Genomic DNA, 16,983 nt, shown 5'->3' with positions numbered 1-16,983 from the left:
CCACACGAAGCAAAACATAGCAAGAAAGGCGGGACAAATATGAAAGCAGTCGGCCTGGTTGTTGAATATAATCCCTTTCATAACGGACACCGCTATCATGCGGAACAAGCAAAAATCAAAACGGACAGCAGCGTCGCGGCGGCAGTGATGAGCGGCCCTTTTTTGCAGCGCGGGGAACCGGCCGCCGTCTCAAAGTGGGCCCGGACAAAAATGGCGCTGGAAAACGGCGTGGATATCGTCATTGAGCTCCCTTATATATATGCCGTACAAAAAGCGGAATTATTCGCGCGCGGCAGCGTTTCGCTTCTTCATCATTTAGGATGCAGCAGCTTGTTTTTCGGCAGCGAAAACGGGCGGATCGAATCCTTTCTTGAAGCGTCTGAAGCGTTCAGCCGAAAGGAAGATGACTGCAGCCTGATTCTGAAAGAGGAGCTGAAAAAGGGTCTCAGCTATCCGGCCGCCGCCTCAAAAGCTTTTTCACACATATTCAAAGGGCGGGACATGCTCGATTTGTCCAAGCCGAACAATATTCTCGGTTTTCACTACGTTAGAGCGATACACGCCTCCTGTTCCGCTATGAAGCCTTATACGACAGCCAGAATCGCTTCCCAGTATCATGACGCCGAGCTTCCCGGAGATAACAGCCGGATAGCCAGCGCAACAAGCATCCGGAAAGCGCTGATAGAAAAAGGAACGGCGGCCGCAAGGAGCTTTCTCCCGGAAGCGTCTGCGCGTGAGCTGGAGGCATACAGAAATTCATACGGCATATGGCACAGCACGGAAGACTATTTTTCATATGTAAAATACAGCCTCAGCACTCTTTCCGCTGAAGAATTGAGCCGAATCTATGAAGTGGAAGAAGGCCTTGAGCACAGAATTCTGCGCACCATCAGACAAGCCCGATCCTATCGCGAAATGATGGAACGATTGAAAACAAAACGATACACGTGGACGAGGCTGCAACGGATGAACACGCACATTCTGACACGGACGAAAAAAGAAGACATGCATCGGCTCTTGCAGCCTTCAAGCGCTCCTTATATCCGTCTTCTCGGAATGACGAAAAAAGGACAGGCGTACCTGTCGGCAAAGAAAAAAGAGCTTACCGCACCTCTCGTCAGCAAGCTCTCTTCTTTCTCTCATCCCGCTCTGGATCTGGACATACTGGCGGGACGGGTTTACAGCCTGCCGATAAACGAACCTGAACGCACATTGTTTGAGAAACAGGAATTTTCACAAGCGCCGATCCGCTATGATGAAGACGAAAAGCGTTTTTTGAATGCGTAAAAAAAGCACCTGTCTGTATCAGGTGCTTTTTACTTTCAGCTGATCCAAATAGTCAAGTGCGTCCTGCATGGTGTCGACAGGGACAATCTTCATATCGGACTTGATCGCTTTCGCCGTTTTTACCGCATTTTTGTAATCAGAATTTTCAGCTCCGTTTTGATTCGGCGCAAAGAAAATATCTTTTCCCGCTTTGTCTGCGGCGACGACTTTCTGATCGATTCCGCCGATCGGTCCGACTTTGCCGTCCACGTCGATTGTCCCCGTTCCGGCTATATTATAGCCTTTTGTTTCGTCAGGTTTTGTCAGCTGGTTGTAAATTTCTAAAGACATCATGAGACCCGCAGAAGGCCCGCCGATGTTTTCAATGCTGAAATGAAGATCCGGCTTCACTTTCACGTTCCGGTCCGTATATAATGCGACACCGATTCCCGCTCTTTTCGGGTCGTCCGGGAATGATTTCAGCACAATGTCAACGGTCTTTTCTTTCGTGTCCCGTTCAATGTGAAACGTTACTTTTTCCCCCGCTTTTTTGCTGCTGATATAATCAATCAGCTTTTCAGCGGATTCGTATGTTTTCCCGTCCGCGCTGATAATTTTATCACCGACCTCTATTTTTCCTTTTGCCGGCATGTCAGAGACGACTGAACTGGCATAAATGCCGTTAAATGAGTATTTTACCTGTTTCCCGGCTTTTTGATAAGCGGCAATGACCGCGTTTTCTTGGGAGCTTTTCATCATTTGCAGCTGGCGCTTCATATAATCCGAGTCCGATTCGCCCTCTTCTTTTATGCTTTCATCAGGGACGATTTCTTCGTAAGGATGCACTTTCGCCCAAAGATATGTATACGGATTGGCGGGGCCTACTTTGACAGTCATCAAGGAAAGGCTTCCTTTTTCAGGATAGCCTCCGTCCACCTTAATCAGCGGTCTCAGCTCTGATGCTTCTCCCGGCTGTGTGATGTAATACGGAAGCTTAATAAATGTAACAGCGATTAATAAGATCAGGATGATAAACACCCAGCGAAAATGTTTTGCTTTCATATGAGTTAGCCCTCCCAGTTCTCTATTTCTTGTTTAATCCGGCCGATCATCCGGTCTGCGGCTTCTTCGCCCGCTGTGATCATATGATCAATGTTGGCAAAAGAACTTGAGCTGAATGATTCAAGAGAAGGGCGGATCATGACGTCTGCGGCAATGGTCTGGTGACGGACCAATTCATTTTGCAGTATATCCATACTTTGCATGATTACATCAAAAATATGTGCCGCCTTTTCCGTTTTTTTCACCCGGGATACGTCAGAGGCGATGACGATATCAGCACCCATATCTTTTACGGCGGAAACCGGGATTCTGTCGACCACCGCGCCGTCGACTAACATACGTCCGTTCATTTTTTGCGGGACGAAAACGCCCGGTATGCTGATGCTCGCGCGGACGGCTTCGGACACTGAACCTTTCGTAAAAACGAGTTTTTCGCCGGTCTGAAGGTCGCAGGCCACGATGCCGAGCGGGATCCGCAGTTCTTCTATCGGCTTGCCGTACGTATAGGCATGAACGAGCTGCCTGATGCGGTCTCCTTTTAAAAATCCGAGCTTCGGCATCGTATAATCCGCGTACAGCCGCCGCTTAAATGCTTTAGCGACTTTTTTCATCGTGGCCACGTCATGCCCGGCCGCATAAAAGCTCCCGACTAACGCTCCCATGCTGCTGCCGGCAATCATATCAATTGGAATCTGATGCTTATGTAAACTGGATAACACTCCGAGATGAGCGATGCCTCTTGCCCCTCCCGAACCTAACGCTAACCCGATTGTAGGTTTGGCCAACGCGACGAACCCCCTAATAGACATCCTATACATGAATTCTATGGTCTAAATTGAACCCCTATGCTCGTATATTAGTACAGGATGACAAATAGGTACTTGCCCGGCCGCCTTTAAGGTCTGTTCTATATTTTATCATGATATAAATGTCAGTGTGCAATTTTAGCATCGGGGAGGTAAGAATGAATTTGTCTAAGTTTCATACATTTTTGATTTCATTGTTTTTCATTTTTTTGACGGCGACGGTTATTTCACACCCTCAGGCCTCATTCGAAGCCTCCAAAACCGGTCTTTCCATGTGGTGGGAGGTCGTTTTTCCTTCATTGCTTCCGTTTTTTATTCTATCTGAGCTTTTAATCGGATTCGGCATTGTCAAATTTGTCGGCCTTTTACTCGAACCCTTTATGCGTCCCATTTTCAGAGTGCCGGGGGTCGGCGGATTTGTACTGGCTATGGGCATGGCTTCAGGCAATCCGGCCGGCGCGAAGCTGACTGCACGGCTGCGCCAGGATAAACAAATCTCCAGAGTAGAGGCTGAACGCCTCGTCTCTTTTACCAATTCATCCAATCCGTTATTTATATTTGCGGCTGTGGCAGTCGGCTTTTTTCATAACGCGTCTCTCGGCATTCTGCTGGCATCGGCTCACTATCTCGGAAACATCGCCGTCGGCCTAACGATGCGTTCATACGGACGGAAAGAAGAAGCGGCGTATACCGGTAAAAAGACGATCGCTCTCCCTTCTCTGAAGGAAGCATTTCTGGCCCTCCACAAGGCGCGGCTTTCGGAAAAGCGGCCGCTCGGAAAAATTTTGGGCGACGCCGTCACCTCTTCTGTACAAACCTTGCTGATGGTGGGCGGTTTTATTATATTGTTTTCGGTTTTCAGCCGGTTATTATCAATCGTACAAGTCATGGATGTGCTTTCTGTATTTACAAACGCGCTGCTTTCGCTTTTTCATCTTCCGGCAAATCTGGACATCCCTCTTATCAGCGGAATGTTTGAAATTACACTTGGGAGCAAGCTGGCCAGTGAAGCTGATGCCGCCTTGCTGCCGAAAGCCATGATTGTGAGTTTTATTCTCGGGTTCAGCGGCCTTTCCGTACAGGCCCAGGTAGCCGGCATTTTATCGGAAACAGATATCCGCTTTAAACCGTTTTTCGCGGCGCGTATCCTTCAGGGCATTTATGCCGCACTCTTTATTCTCTTACTGTGGAAGCCGCTTTACCTTGCATTGGACGAACCTTACCAGTCCGTATTCCTCCCTTTCCGCGATCAGGAAGCGGTATCTGCTGCCGTCAGCGGATGGAATACACTTGTTGAAACCGGTCCCGCCATCACGCTGACAGCTCTCGCCGTATACGCATTGATTTATTGTTACAGGCTGTCAGCACGGACAAAAAAAGGATGAGACGCCAATCAGCGCTTCTCATCCTTTAAATTTCTGCATCAGCGCCTGTTCAACTTCCGGAGGAACAAACTCTGAAACAGGCCCGTTATATTTTGCGACTTCTTTTACGATGCTTGAACTTAAAAAAGAGTACTGATTGTTCGTCATCATAAAAAAAGTTTCTATTGATTCGTCGAGCACGCGGTTGACGGAAGTCCCCTGCATCTCATATTCGAAGTCAGAAACGGCTCTGAGCCCCCTGATAATCGCCTTCGCCCGCTTTTTTTTCGCATAGTCGATTAACAGTCCCTGTGACGTCTCGACCGTAACATTCGGTATGTCTTTTGTCACTTCTCTTAACAGCTCACATCGTTCCTCAACTGTAAACAGCGGCTGCTTAGAAGAATTATTGAGCACGCATACGTACACCTGCTCAAACACGTTTGCCCCCCGTCTGATAATGTCCAGATGTCCGTAGGTGACGGGATCAAAACTTCCGGGACATACAGCTATACTTGCCACATCATTACCCCCTATTTCGGTATATCGTCACTCCTGTAAGCCCGTAAATTTCCCTTCTTGTTACAGAAAGCGCGCCGACGGCTTCAGGAAGCGCAACGGCTTTATCATGCTCGGCTACGACAAAACCGTCTTCATTCAGCATGTTCTGCTCATCAATCATTTCGATAAGCGCTTTCAGCTTTTGTTCCTTATACGGAGGATCTAAGAAAATTCCGTCAAAACCTTTTTCCCGTTTCGCCGCGGCATAGAGGGCCCGCTCTGCATCATTGCGGTATACTTCCGCTGAAGACAGCAGATCAAGCGCTTTGATATTCGCTTTTACCGTTTGGATGGCTTTGAAATCACGATCCACAAAGATACAGCGGTCAAATCCGCGCGACAGCGCTTCAATCCCGAGACCGCCGCTCCCCGCAAATAAATCCAGCCCCGTTCCTCCGTCAAAATACGGACCGATCATATTAAAAATAGACTCTTTTACTTTATCCGTCGTCGGCCTTGTTGATGTGCCCGGCACAGCCTTTAAGGCTCGTCCTTTTCTTGAACCGGAAATTACTCTCATTATTCACACCACTTTTTCTGAAAACTTTGATGTTACTCATCGGCTGAGCCGTTATGTATCAAAACAATCCCTATCTTATCATAAAGCATTCTTTCAAACAATGAACGTGAAATCGTGTATACATATTCACATTCCTGTCAAGACTACGTGTAACAGCATCAATGAATGATGTTGTTGCCAACCGCGGAGAAGACTTACGTTTCCCCATAAGTTCTTCCTCCGGTTTCTCCTCTCCCTTTTCCTTCTCCTTAACTTGTTAAGGAATAGAAGGACCCCGCAGGTATCTGCGGGGATTTTTTTATATACCGACTTTATAATCGTACTCTTTCGCCTTATCAAGCTTTGATTCAAATTCCAGCTTTAAAAAAGGTTTATAAGAAGGCTCTACCTTCTTCACATAAGAATAAGAAGAAATCTTTTCCATTGTTTTTTCGATTAGGTCCATATCGCAATACAGCACAACGTATTTCAGCCGCTTGGAAACATAATGAACGTTGCCGAATTTTCTCAGCATTTTGCTGTGTTTTAAGGAATGCAGATATACGATTATGCCTTGGCGCTTATTTTCCATCATGATCACCCGCCTGACTTTCTGTTCATTTTATGTAAAAGACGAGACGGCCGTCTCGTCAGGAAACTTTGCATCCGCAGCCGCCGCCGGAACCGCACCCGCCGCCGCAGGATGACAGGCCGTCAAAATAAGGATTCCCCGTCGGCACTTTTACATGCTCCGAGACGGCCGTTCCGAGTTCAATGCTGATCTCGTCAAGCAGCGACTGAAGCTCAGTCTCCGCTTTTTTAAATTCGGCCACCTTATCGTTTAAATCCAGTTCCCGCTTCATTTCTCTCATTTTGCGGGAAATCTCTCTATAATCAGGATGGTATTTGCCAAAGCGCTGCACATCCTCATACTGCTCTTTAACGCTCATAAAAGAACGAATGATCCGCCCTGCCTCTTCATCTTCACGGAGACGCTTGTAACAATCGCGGTAATTTTCAGCCGTCTCAGACTGCAGAATCATGCCGGCAAGCTGCTCCGCTTCACTTTGAAGCTTGACGGACTCAATTGTTGCATACATAAATACGCACCTCCAGTTGCTAGTTTACCATGAAACCACCCAATTGGAAAATGCGGCGTTTAAACGCTTTTTAATCCTGTGAACGCATGGCGTGAACCATCTGCATCATCATCTGCGCCATTTGAATCCCGTTTGAGAATTGGCTTACCCGATGAGGTATCGTCTTTTCATAAAAATTCATCATGTCAAGCTGAAAGGAATTGAGATCGTCCGGTTTTCTCGCAAGTCTGCGGTACCAGACGGGGCGCTGCCGTATAAACCGTTTCCGTTCCTCATCTGCGGATATGAATTCCTGAACCTCTTTTCGCATACACGATCCCCTTCTTTAATCCTTCCTGAACGAAAAAGGATGTTGTCCGGAGCCTTGCCGGGGCTGCTTCGTGCTGCTCCCCGAAAATTGGCTTAAAAGGCTTTGCAATGATGAAATGGATTGGCTCATTTTATTGATCTGCTCATTCATTTGGTTGATATCCATCTTTTTGACGGCAGTGACCATTTTTGAAACGAAATCGTTTTTTTCAGCTGGTTCCTGTTTGGTTTCCGCGTCGGAAGAAGGCTGAACGGCCTCGTCTTTAAAAGGGTCCCATATCGGATCATCCTCGCCCAGAAGAACCCAGTTTTCATAGACTTCCTGCCAGCTTCTTTGTTCCTTGCGAACATTTTGGATCAGTTTGGGATGCTTTTTTACGAATTGTTTAAAATCATCGATTGATTGCCGTGATTGCTGATTCGCCACAATTCTCACCCCCTCCGAAAAGTTTTGCCTGCTATAATGTATCGGTTCATGCGCCTTAATGTTCGCCTAAATTGCGAAAAAAAGCAGGTATATTTTTTTCAGCAGGAGCACCGCTCGCGAAAAAACATAAAAAAACCGCGGGGGACGCGCCCCTCTGCGGTTTTTTACTGCCAAGGCTTGATGAAGTTTTGCGTATAATACTTCTGATCAACGCCGACACCGAGGTGCGTATAATCCGGGCTTAACAGCGCCTTTCTGTGGCCTTCGCTGTTCAGCCAGCCCTCCACGGCTGCAGGACCGTCCACATAGTTGTAGGCAATATTTTCACCGGCCTCCCGGTATTTCACATCGCCTTTTTCCAAGCGGTCCTTCAGAGTCCCGTATTTCTTTGAGACGTGAGAGAAATACTTGTTATCCTTCATGTCCTTGCTGTGACCGAATGCCACTTTTGCGGCGCCTTCGTCCCATTTCAGCCTTGCAAGTCCGTGTTTCACGCGGATGACATTTGTAATATCGAGAATCTGCTGTTCACTCGCTCGTTCAATGTCGTTCCATTTTTTATCAGAAACAGGCTCGGGTTCTGTCAGCTTTCCTCTGTACATGACTTCATACGGCCTTTGTTTCACAAGTGTTTCCGCATCAAATGCCCTGATGCTTGACAGATTCCCGTCAAATTTGTCCATGTACAGCTGAACATACATTCCGCCTATCTTGACGGTGGGACGGGTATTGATATCTTCTTCGGAAAACTCAAACCGATACGTGTTTCCCTTGTCAGTCACATTGACAAAAGGAGAAACCTGCGTCGTTTTAAAAACTTCGCCCGTCGATTCGCCGATCTTAAACGGTTTTGCGTTGATGCCGCTTCCCGAAGCGTATAAAGTCACGGCTTTATCATTCAAAATACCGACTTGTACGTATTGGTCTTTCCCCTGGTTGTACACCCACCACTCGTAATCGTAGGCAGAAGGATCTTTCCGGGACGGTTCCCCAAGTTTCTTTTTCACATCGGCGGCAGATTTCCCCATGAGAGAAAGCAGTCCGGATGACGGCATTTTCAGCCGTTTTCCGCTCTCTTCTTCATTGGAAACCTGAGGCTCCTCCTGATCCGTCTTTTTCTGAGGAGCCGATCCATATTGTATAAACAGAACATACGCTCCGTAAATAAGCAAAAGGATAACGAGAGCCCTTGCGATATTTTTCAACCTCTCACCCCCATATGTTCAAACCGTTCTGTTTTTGTTTACTCTTATACAGTACAGCCTATTTGCATCGTCCGTGATTTATGTTTAATGGATAAACCCCTCCGGACCGCCGTCTTCAGAAATGTCAGACAGCACTCGGCCTGCTTGCTCATTTGATTGCTCGGCCAACGAAAGATCGCCGAGCGTAACAATGCCGACCAGTTTTTTATCCTTTGTGACGGGAATTCTTCTGAGCTGATGTTCAGCCATCAAATGGAGCACCTCCTCCACAGAGGCGTCTTCCTCTGCACTGATAACCCGCTCTGTCATTGCGTCGGTTATTTTTTGAGAGTTCGGCTTTTTTGAAGCAATTCCCCGTAATACGAGATCTCTGTCTGTCACGATCCCGACAAGTGTGGCGCCGTCTTCATCCACTATCGGAATGGCGCCGACATCTGCGTCTTTCATCTTCACCGCAGCTTCATATACATTATCTAATACTGTACAATATTGCAAGTCTGACGTCATGAGCTTATTGATCTTTGTCATTGCGGAATTCCTCCTTTTTTCTGCTACTATTGTCGTCAAATTTTTCTTTTTGCATACTTTCACCGTATGAATCATTGAAAGTGTAACGCTTTCATACTATGATTGTCAGGAAAGGGCATTTTTAAAAGGAGGGGGAAGGTTTGAAGTTTGAAAACAGCGGTCTTGAAGGGGTAACAGCGGAGCTCAGCCGCTTGAATGATCTGATGGAAGGTAAAGGGCTCATTCTGGCTGGACAATGGGATTATGAAAGAGTGACTTACGACAAAAAGTTTTCAGTACCTGAGGGGACATTTTATCTGCGGATTCAAGGAACGGCAAAAGAGGGCGATGTCGGCGGCAGCCGGGCCGTGATTCAGCTGAAGGCCCCTCTTTTAGGAAAGCATTATTATCCGCACGGCGTAGAATACGGCAGCGCTGAAGAATTTCCGGAACATGTCGTCGCTGAAAGCAAAGCTTTACTGCTTGAATTGGAAGAGTCATTAAAAACAGTGCAAATGTAATAAAAAAGTACAGCATATTCTGCTGTACTTTTTTTCATGAGACGGTATGCTCGATATACGGCGGCTCTGACAGCGTATCTTTTTCCCGTTCCGTTCTGACCCACTGAAAAAAGATGACAGCCAAATATGTTCCGTAGACCGCTTCTTGAATGATTTTCATCAGTACTGCCCCAAGCTGCTGATCTTCCAGAGGAGGAAGCGTGTTAAACATCTCCGGCCCGGATAAAGGGATCTCCTCCAGCAAATCTAAAGGAACGCAAAGCTTCATTGCTTCGGCCCAAGCCGCCGGATCTGTATACGTGGCATACATGGGCGCCCCGCTGAACATAATGAGCGCGCAGGCCGGCGTTAACAGAATCCCGTCTGCCATAATATACCCCAGCTTCATTAAACCGCTGAGACGGGGCAGACCGTCCACCTTATGCACAAGCGGCCACCACATAAAAAACGCCGTTACAAAGATGAGTCCGTTCATCAGCGTGTGATACAGCGAATCCGTTTTGACGAAATCAAATATAAACGGGATGTGATACAGTGAAAAAATACCGTTAAACAGCACTAATGCGATAAGCGGCATTGAAAAGAACGAAAACAGCGGCTTTACGACAGGACGGAAGATCAGTTTTTTCCATGCCCAGCCGGGAATTCCGGAAATCAACAGCGGCGGTACGACTAAAAACAGAACCGCCATCTGCGCCATATGGGCGCTGAACATCACATGGCCCAATAAATCAACCGGACTTCCCGCAGCCGCGTAAAAAAATAGCGCAGAAAGCACAAACAGCACCTTCTCCTTAGCGGCCACACGTCCTTTATGCCGGCTGCACCAGTAAAAGTAAACACCTGTTATCACGGCAGTTATACAAAACACATACGGGCTCCACATTGCGCGAAACCCGAACATTTCCAAATTAATCAAATCTCTCACTCCCCGCCGCCCCGATTACCACCAAATAATCGTGACAAATGCAAGCACGGTGATAAACGCGACAAATATTCCCGAATACAGAAATAATGACGGCGCTTCATGCCCCTTCTGGCTCATATGCATAAAGTAAAACAGCTGAAAGATGACCTGGATGACCGCAAGCAGGATCAGAAACGGCATCGTAAACCATCCGGCAATGCCGTCAGCAGCCACCGTCAAAAACGCGACAAGCGTAAGGCCGATCATCAAACCGAAGGATATGACCTGATATTTCATCTCCTCGGCATTTTTCTTTTTTCGATATTCGAGATCCGTACTGACAGTCCCTCTGTTTTTGTTATCGTCCATCGTTATCCCACCATCCCCATCAAATATACAACGGTAAAGATAAAGACCCACACGACATCGATAAAATGCCAATATAAGCTGGCCACATAATATTTCGGCGCATTATAAAGGCTGAGCCCTCTTTTTGCATTCCGGATCATCAGCGCGCTGATCCACAACAGCCCGAACGCCACGTGTGCTCCGTGTGTGCCGACGAGCGTGTAAAACGCTGAGCCGAGCGCAGAGCTTGTAATGGTAAAGCCGAATTCGTGAGTGTAATGCATAAATTCATAGATTTCTACCCCTAAAAATCCTGCTCCCAATAAAACGGTAACCAAAAGCCACACCTGCATTTTTTTAAAGGAGAAATTTTTCATATGATACATCGCATACACACTCGTTAAGCTGCTCGTTAAAAGAAGCATCGTCGCGATAAATACGATTGGCAGCTCAAACATCTCAGCCGTTGACGGCCCTCCGGCTTTAGATTCCCGTAAAGCAAGGAATGTTGCAAATAGCGAGGCGAACAGAACCGTTTCCCCGCCGAGAAACAGCCAAAATCCCAAAAACTTATTTTTCCCCTCCAGCGTTGCTTTTTCAGGAGAAGCCGGAAAGGTTTCAGCCGTCATTTTTTCCTGCAGCTGCATTACGCCTTCACCCCTTTATCATCATTCGGCAGATCTTCTTTGTGAATATGATAGCCGTAATCATCGACCACAGAGCGAAGCAGCATGGTAAAGAATGTGATGCCGAGCCCTATGAAGATAACCGGAAGCCCCCATGAATAATCGGAGTGGTATAAAAACCCGAACGCTGCGACAAACAGCCCGAAAGATATGATAAACGGCATGATGGAGCCGTTCGGCATATGAATGTCCTCTACAGGCTCTGCAGGCGCCATCCCTTCATTTCCGGCCTGCTTTTCAATCCACAGCGGGTCAAGTCCCCGGACAAACGGAAGCTGTTTAAAATTATATTCCGGCGGCGGCGAAGAGACCGCCCATTCAAGCGTACGACCGTCCAGCCACGGGTCGTTCCCGACGTATTTCCCCTTTATTGAGGTATAAATAATATTGACGACGAGTAAAGCAGCCGCGCCTGCCATGAAAAACGCGCCGATTGAACTGATCAGGTTGCCGGTATCAAGCCCCTGGCCGGGCAGATATGTGTAAACGCGCCGCGGCATTCCCATCAAACCGAGGAAATGCTGAATGAAGAAGGTAAGATGAAACCCGATAAAAAATAAGACGAACGAAATTTTCCCCATCGTTTCATGAAGCACCTTCCCGAACATTTTCGGCCACCAGAAATGCACGCCCGCCAGGATGCCGAACACAACGCCGCCGATAATGACATAGTGGAAATGCGCTACGACAAAATACGTATCGTGGAACTGATAATCTGCCGCTGCGGCCGCCAGCATGACACCCGTGACTCCTCCGAGTACGAAAGAAGGAATAAAGGCGACGGCATACAGCATAGGCGTCGTGAATTTGACGTTTCCTCCCCAGATGGTCAAAAGCCAGTTGAAAATTTTAATGCCGGTAGGCACCGCGATCGCCATCGTCGCAACCGCAAATATCGCATTAGCGATCGGTCCGAGTCCCGTCGTAAACATATGGTGAACCCAAACCATGAACCCGAGAAAGCCGATCAGCACGATCGCAAAGACCATAGACGAATAACCGAACAGACGTTTCCTCGCAAATACGGGAATGATTTCTGAAAAAATCCCAAAGGCTGGAAGAATTAAAATGTATACTTCCGGATGCCCGAAAATCCAAAACAGATGCTCCCAGATTATCGTATTGCCGCCCAATTCAGGATTAAAGAAATTCGTTCCGAACAAACGATCCAGCATCATCAGCGCCAAACCGACGGTGAGCGGAGGAAATGCGAATAAAATGAGTGCCGACGCCACAAATGTCGTCCACGTAAACAGCGGCAGTCTCATATACGTCAAACCCGGCGCCCTCATATTAATAATCGTGGCGAGAAAATTGATCCCCGCAATCAGCGTACCTAAGCCTGATATTTGCAGGCCGAGCACGAAAAAGTCTATGCCGTGCCCTTTCGAATTCAGCGCAAGCGACGCATACGACGTCCATCCTGCATCAGGAGCGCCTCCTAAAAACCAGCTCAGATTCAAAAAGATGCCTCCGAAGAAAAACAGCCAAAATCCGAGCGCATTCAAAAATGGGAATGAAACGTCACGCGCCCCGATCTGCAGCGGCACAACCGCGTTCATCAGCCCGAATAACAGCGGCATCGCCGCCAGGAAGATCATTGTCGTGCCGTGCATCGTCATAATTTCATTAAACTGCTGAGCACCCATAAAATCGTTCCCCGGCCTCAAGAGCTGAATCCTGATAAGCATGGCCTCAAGTCCGCCGACGACGAAGAAAAATCCCCCGGCGATCATATATAAAATCGCGATTTTCTTATGGTCAACCGTCGTCAAATAATCCCAAAGCAAAGAGCTTTTTCTTTGCTGTCCTGTAAGCGTATTCATCATTTACGACCTCCCCCCTGATATCTCCCTGTCCTCACTTGTTCTCAGCTTTCAGCCCTTTTAGATATTCATACAGCGCATCCGTTTCAGCGTCCGAGAGCTTCGGATAAGTGCCTGTCATTTTATTGCCCGGTTTAATGCTGTCCGGATTTTTCAGCCAGGCTTTTATATTCTCTTTATTCGCATCCTTAATGCCGGCCACTTTGACCCGTTCACCGAAGGTAGCGAGGTTCGGAGCCGTTCTTGCCGCTTCAGCCCGTTTATCATTGGGCTCAACCGCATGACAGCTCAGGCAGTTTTTTTCCTTAAACAGCTCTTCTCCTTGCGCAGCTAAACCGGAATCTGTTGTATGCTTATAATTTTTCATCGCTTTCGTCCATTGTTTAAATTCTTTTGACGGCAGCGGCTTCACTTTGAAATCCATCAGCGCATGTGAAGGTCCGCACAGCTCTGCGCATTTCCCGAAGAAATATTCTCCCGCTTCTTTGCTGCGTTTAGAATCGAAGGTCAGAAAGAAAGTATTATCATTATCCGTATTCGTATCGATTTTTCCCCCGGCTGACGGAATCCAGAAAGAGTGTTTCACATCTGAGGACTTCAGCTTGAAATAGACGCGTTCATCTGTGGGAACGATCAGCTCCTGACTTGTCACAAACCCGTAATCAGGATACTCGAATTCCCACCAGTATAAATTCGCCCTTACATTAATCACGAGCGCATCCTCTGCTTTACGGTTTTTCTTATCCATCGGCGACGTATCCGCCAGCGCCAATGTGTCGATGACAACCGGAATGACAAGAATAATCAGAAGCAAGATCGGAATAACGGTCCAAGTGATTTCTAAAAAACGGTTCCCCTCCACCTGTTTCGGTATCGTGTCTTCCCCTATACGCGACCGTCTGAATCTCACAATGACGTAAAAGAAAATAACTGCTACGACCGCAACGACGACAACCATGATAAGTGTGCTGAGCACCGTCAGATCATATTGTTTATCAGCCACTTCGCCGGCAGGCTTGAGTGTGGACAGAAACGGTTTTCCACAGCCGCTCAATAAAAGCGGCACTAAGGCTAATAATGATAAAAGACGCCAACGCTTTAACATTTCACCCAACCCCTTTTTTGAATCAGTACGAGATGCACAAGCAGTAAATCTGCTTCCAGCCGAAATACTTCTTTTCCTCATTTCTTAAAATATGAGATTTTTTACTTAAAATTCCATCTATGTATAAAAGCAAAGCCGCCTGATTAAACAAAAGGTCAAGGCGGCGTTTACTAGTTGTCATTGTTTGTTTTGGCGATCAAACAAGCTCATTATTCAATTAAAACAGCGTAAAGACCACCATCGCTACAAAATAAATGGTCATGTAATTAAGCGAATAGACAAACATAAGAGTTGCCCACTTCATGATGTTTTTCATACGGAATCCCATCAGTCCGAGAATAAGCCATCCGACATTCAGCAAAGTGCCGAGAATGACGATCGGAAGACCGAGACTGCCGAGGAAAAACGGAAGCGGCAGCAGGCATGCGACCCAGACGATAATCTGTCTTTTCGTCACTTCAAAGCCGTGCACTACCGGAAGCATCGGAATATTCGCTGCTCTGTAATCTTCCGTCTTCTTAATCGCAAGCGCTAAAAAGTGCGGAATCTGCCAGATGAATAAAATCATGAATAAAACCCACGCGACAACACCGATGTGCCCTTCAACCGCTGTCCAGCCGATTAACGGCGGCACGGCGCCTGATACACTTCCGACAACCGTATTAATCGTATAACGGCGTTTCGTCCACATTGTATAAAGAACAACGTACGTAAACACGCCGATAAAACCGATGACTGCTGCCATCACGGTGGTCATCAAAAGCATGATAAGTCCTAAAGCAATGAGTAAAATTCCTGACCACAGCGCTTGATTCGGCTGAATCTTTCCGGTTACCGTCGGCCTTACTTTCGTGCGTTCCATTAAATGATCGATATCACGGTCGTAATAGTTGTTAACCGCACAAGAACCGGCGATGATCAAAGAAGATCCTATTAATGTAAGAAGCACGGTGTTTAAATTGCCTAAAAAACTCAGACCGGATATATGTAACGCAAGCCACATGCCGGTAAAAGTCGTAATTAAATTCGAATTGACGATTCCTATTTTGATAAGCGAAAGGAAATCCTTCCATGCCGTCGTCTCTTCAATCTGTCCGTCTATAGCTGTATCGTTTAAAATTCTGGAATTAGCCATAACGTAAACCTCCCTTACAAACCTAAAGCAGGTTTTTTAAGACCTGCAACTCTATCATACAAGATAATGACCTGTAAAAAAACATCCTCTTAAATATTAAACGAGAAACAGGAATTTATTTGTGAACTTTTTATGAATTTTACCAAATCCGCCGGTTTCATAATAAAGCGGTTACTTTATTTCTATCAGACCCATCTGGAATAATCAACCCCATTATCTAAGAAGTCCTGATTCTATTATATTTTTGTGAACAAACAGAATTGAGAATTGCCACAAAACACATATTCGCTTACACTTGGTACGTATATCATTTTGTCCAGTTTGTTAAGAAGGTGAATGTAAAATGAATAAAGCTTTGAAAGCGCTCGGCGTGCTGACGACATTCGTTATGCTCGTCGTGCTGATCGGCGGCGCTCTTGTCACAAAGACAGGATCGGGTCTCGGATGCGGAAGGCAGTGGCCGCTTTGCCACGGCCGGTTTTTCCCGGAGCTTAACGCCGCTTCTATCATTGAATGGAGCCACAGACTCGCAAGCGGTGTCTCAATCGTTCTCGTGCTGAGTCTCGCTTTTTGGGCATGGAGAAAAGTCACGCCTGTTTTCCGTGAAACAACCTTTCTCGCCATTATGTCCATTATCTTTTTATTTTTACAGGCGCTTCTCGGCGCATTAGCGGTTGTTTTCGGATCAAATGCGCTCGTTATGGCGCTTCATTTCGGCATATCGCTGATTTCTTTCGCTTCTGTTCTGATTTTGACGCTGCTCATATTTGAAGCTGATAAATCAGACAAAAAGCTCGTCAAGCCGCTCAGAATCGGCAGGAAAATGCAGTTTCATATGATCGGCCTTTCGATTTACACGTATATCGTCGTTTATACGGGGGCTTATGTGCGCCATACGAAATCAAGCCTTGCCTGCCCTGACGTTCCGCTTTGCAGCAGGCTGAATCACGGGCTTCCGTCCCATTTTCAGGAATGGGTGCAGATGGGCCACAGAACGGCAGCGCTGCTTCTGTTCGTATGGATTCTTGTCGCTTTTGCACATGCGGTGCGCTCTTACAAAGACCAAAAACAGATTCTTGGGGGCTGGATAGCGGCTCTTGCCTTTGTTGTATTACAGGCGCTCTCCGGAATCATGGTTGTTTATTCAGAAATGGCCACCGGCTTTGCACTTGCCCATTCGCTCTTTATTGCCGGCCTGTTCGGCGTCTTATGCTATTTCTTATTATTAATCGCCCGCTTCCGCTATGAATCAAAACAGCGGAACATCTGAGGCACATGAAAAGGCCGAAGCATCAGAGCTTCGGCCTTTTTACATCTAAAAAACCTGATCGCACACGGGGGAGGATCAG

20 protein-coding genes are annotated in these 16,983 nt (G+C 46.9%); 4 read left to right on the top strand and 16 right to left on the bottom strand.

Annotated features, from left to right (window positions below; translation table 11 throughout):
- The first annotated feature begins 39 nt into the window (after positions 1-39).
- A complete protein-coding gene (locus NYE68_RS08360) occupies positions 40-1,287 on the top strand; it encodes a nucleotidyltransferase (RefSeq protein WP_064107857.1) in 1,248 nt (415 codons plus the stop codon).
- Positions 1,288-1,305: 18 nt separating this feature from the next.
- On the opposite strand, the gene NYE68_RS08355 is transcribed toward NYE68_RS08360, so the two are convergent.
- Together NYE68_RS08355 and NYE68_RS08350 are read right to left on the bottom strand one after the other, a co-directional pair.
- The gene (locus NYE68_RS08355) at positions 1,306-2,328 is read right to left on the bottom strand and encodes a SepM family pheromone-processing serine protease (RefSeq protein WP_007409697.1); all 1,023 of its coding nucleotides are present in this window, start codon (positions 2,326-2,328) and stop codon (positions 1,306-1,308) included.
- Between the two features lie 5 nt (positions 2,329-2,333).
- Positions 2,334-3,113 (bottom strand): patatin family protein, encoded by a 780-nt coding sequence (locus NYE68_RS08350; RefSeq protein WP_007409696.1) that lies wholly within the window; start codon positions 3,111-3,113, stop codon positions 2,334-2,336.
- Between the two features lie 179 nt (positions 3,114-3,292).
- On the opposite strand from NYE68_RS08350, the gene ylbJ reads away from it, so the two are divergent.
- The gene (ylbJ, locus tag NYE68_RS08345) at positions 3,293-4,519 is read left to right on the top strand and encodes a sporulation integral membrane protein YlbJ (RefSeq protein ID WP_015417416.1); all 1,227 of its coding nucleotides are present in this window, start codon (positions 3,293-3,295) and stop codon (positions 4,517-4,519) included.
- Positions 4,520-4,537: 18 nt separating this feature from the next.
- Here the strand turns inward: ylbJ and coaD are convergent, their stop codons facing one another.
- The 8 genes from coaD to NYE68_RS08305 all read right to left on the bottom strand — a co-directional run bounded on the left by coaD (position 4,538) and on the right by NYE68_RS08305 (position 9,127).
- Entirely contained in the window at positions 4,538-5,020 is a 483-nt protein-coding gene (gene coaD / locus NYE68_RS08340) for a pantetheine-phosphate adenylyltransferase (protein ID WP_007409694.1), read from the bottom strand.
- Positions 5,021-5,024: 4 nt separating this feature from the next.
- Positions 5,025-5,579, bottom strand: coding sequence for a 16S rRNA (guanine(966)-N(2))-methyltransferase RsmD (gene rsmD / locus NYE68_RS08335; RefSeq protein ID WP_007409693.1), 555 nt, complete (start codon positions 5,577-5,579; stop codon positions 5,025-5,027).
- Between the two features lie 298 nt (positions 5,580-5,877).
- The gene (locus tag NYE68_RS08330; RefSeq protein ID WP_003154470.1) at positions 5,878-6,150 is read right to left on the bottom strand and encodes a YlbG family protein; all 273 of its coding nucleotides are present in this window, start codon (positions 6,148-6,150) and stop codon (positions 5,878-5,880) included.
- A 58-nt stretch (positions 6,151-6,208) separates the two neighbouring features.
- The gene (locus tag NYE68_RS08325; RefSeq protein ID WP_003154472.1) at positions 6,209-6,658 is read right to left on the bottom strand and encodes a YlbF family regulator; all 450 of its coding nucleotides are present in this window, start codon (positions 6,656-6,658) and stop codon (positions 6,209-6,211) included.
- A gap of 70 nt (positions 6,659-6,728) precedes the next feature.
- A complete protein-coding gene (locus tag NYE68_RS08320; protein ID WP_003154475.1) occupies positions 6,729-6,968 on the bottom strand; it encodes a YlbE-like family protein in 240 nt (79 codons plus the stop codon).
- 15 nt (positions 6,969-6,983) lie between these two features.
- On the bottom strand, positions 6,984-7,394 hold the full coding sequence (locus tag NYE68_RS08315; RefSeq protein ID WP_007409691.1) for a YlbD family protein: 411 nt from the start codon (positions 7,392-7,394) through the stop codon (positions 6,984-6,986).
- A gap of 164 nt (positions 7,395-7,558) precedes the next feature.
- Entirely contained in the window at positions 7,559-8,599 is a 1,041-nt protein-coding gene (locus NYE68_RS08310) for a CAP domain-containing protein (RefSeq protein WP_007409690.1), read from the bottom strand.
- Between the two features lie 84 nt (positions 8,600-8,683).
- Positions 8,684-9,127, bottom strand: a complete 444-nt coding sequence (locus tag NYE68_RS08305; RefSeq protein ID WP_017417724.1) for a CBS domain-containing protein — start codon at positions 9,125-9,127, stop codon at positions 8,684-8,686.
- 140 nt (positions 9,128-9,267) lie between these two features.
- Between NYE68_RS08305 and NYE68_RS08300 the strand changes: the two genes are divergently transcribed.
- Positions 9,268-9,627 carry a YugN family protein gene (locus NYE68_RS08300; protein WP_007409688.1) on the top strand — a complete coding sequence of 120 codons (360 nt, stop codon included), beginning with the start codon at positions 9,268-9,270 and terminating at the stop codon, positions 9,625-9,627.
- 34 nt (positions 9,628-9,661) lie between these two features.
- Here NYE68_RS08300 and ctaG read toward each other — a convergent pair whose 3' ends face one another.
- The 6 genes from ctaG to cyoE form a co-directional block, all read right to left on the bottom strand.
- The gene (ctaG, locus tag NYE68_RS08295) at positions 9,662-10,546 is read right to left on the bottom strand and encodes a cytochrome c oxidase assembly factor CtaG (RefSeq protein ID WP_229041439.1); all 885 of its coding nucleotides are present in this window, start codon (positions 10,544-10,546) and stop codon (positions 9,662-9,664) included.
- 24 nt (positions 10,547-10,570) lie between these two features.
- Entirely contained in the window at positions 10,571-10,903 is a 333-nt protein-coding gene (ctaF, locus tag NYE68_RS08290; protein ID WP_007409686.1) for a cytochrome c oxidase subunit IVB, read from the bottom strand.
- 2 nt (positions 10,904-10,905) lie between these two features.
- Positions 10,906-11,529 (bottom strand): cytochrome c oxidase subunit III, encoded by a 624-nt coding sequence (ctaE, locus tag NYE68_RS08285; protein WP_003154482.1) that lies wholly within the window; start codon positions 11,527-11,529, stop codon positions 10,906-10,908.
- Entirely contained in the window at positions 11,529-13,397 is a 1,869-nt protein-coding gene (gene ctaD / locus NYE68_RS08280) for a cytochrome c oxidase subunit I (RefSeq protein WP_007611227.1), read from the bottom strand. The genes ctaE and ctaD overlap by 1 nt, the downstream gene beginning before the upstream one ends.
- A gap of 31 nt (positions 13,398-13,428) precedes the next feature.
- The gene (gene coxB, locus NYE68_RS08275) at positions 13,429-14,499 is read right to left on the bottom strand and encodes a cytochrome c oxidase subunit II (RefSeq protein ID WP_003154484.1); all 1,071 of its coding nucleotides are present in this window, start codon (positions 14,497-14,499) and stop codon (positions 13,429-13,431) included.
- Between the two features lie 217 nt (positions 14,500-14,716).
- A complete protein-coding gene (cyoE, locus tag NYE68_RS08270; protein WP_053573410.1) occupies positions 14,717-15,634 on the bottom strand; it encodes a heme o synthase in 918 nt (305 codons plus the stop codon).
- Positions 15,635-15,977: 343 nt separating this feature from the next.
- On the opposite strand from cyoE, the gene ctaA reads away from it, so the two are divergent.
- Complete coding sequence (ctaA, locus tag NYE68_RS08265) at positions 15,978-16,904, top strand: heme A synthase CtaA (RefSeq protein ID WP_007611205.1); 927 nt, start codon at positions 15,978-15,980, stop codon at positions 16,902-16,904.
- Positions 16,905-16,983: the final 79 nt, after the last annotated feature.

This window comes from Bacillus sp. FSL R5-0447 (assembly GCF_038606125.1).
Lineage (GTDB): Bacteria > Bacillota > Bacilli > Bacillales > Bacillaceae > Bacillus > Bacillus velezensis.
The sequence above is the reverse complement of the archived record's forward strand: the minus strand, read 5'-3'. Positions and strand labels throughout refer to the sequence as shown.

Coding starts and splice junctions, on each gene's coding strand:
- NYE68_RS08360 (WP_064107857.1), top strand. CDS start 40: ATGAAAGCAGTCGGCCTGGTTGTTGAATATAATCCCTTTCATAACGGA.
- NYE68_RS08355 (WP_007409697.1), bottom strand. CDS start 2,328: ATGAAAGCAAAACATTTTCGCTGGGTGTTTATCATCCTGATCTTATTA.
- ylbJ (WP_015417416.1), top strand. CDS start 3,293: ATGAATTTGTCTAAGTTTCATACATTTTTGATTTCATTGTTTTTCATT.
- rsmD (WP_007409693.1), bottom strand. CDS start 5,579: ATGAGAGTAATTTCCGGTTCAAGAAAAGGACGAGCCTTAAAGGCTGTG.
- NYE68_RS08330 (WP_003154470.1), bottom strand. CDS start 6,150: ATGGAAAATAAGCGCCAAGGCATAATCGTATATCTGCATTCCTTAAAA.
- NYE68_RS08325 (WP_003154472.1), bottom strand. CDS start 6,658: ATGTATGCAACAATTGAGTCCGTCAAGCTTCAAAGTGAAGCGGAGCAG.
- NYE68_RS08320 (WP_003154475.1), bottom strand. CDS start 6,968: ATGCGAAAAGAGGTTCAGGAATTCATATCCGCAGATGAGGAACGGAAA.
- NYE68_RS08305 (WP_017417724.1), bottom strand. CDS start 9,127: ATGACAAAGATCAATAAGCTCATGACGTCAGACTTGCAATATTGTACA.
- ctaF (WP_007409686.1), bottom strand. CDS start 10,903: ATGGACGATAACAAAAACAGAGGGACTGTCAGTACGGATCTCGAATAT.
- ctaE (WP_003154482.1), bottom strand. CDS start 11,529: ATGCAGCTGCAGGAAAAAATGACGGCTGAAACCTTTCCGGCTTCTCCT.
- ctaD (WP_007611227.1), bottom strand. CDS start 13,397: ATGATGAATACGCTTACAGGACAGCAAAGAAAAAGCTCTTTGCTTTGG.
- coxB (WP_003154484.1), bottom strand. CDS start 14,499: ATGTTAAAGCGTTGGCGTCTTTTATCATTATTAGCCTTAGTGCCGCTT.
- cyoE (WP_053573410.1), bottom strand. CDS start 15,634: ATGGCTAATTCCAGAATTTTAAACGATACAGCTATAGACGGACAGATT.
- ctaA (WP_007611205.1), top strand. CDS start 15,978: ATGAATAAAGCTTTGAAAGCGCTCGGCGTGCTGACGACATTCGTTATG.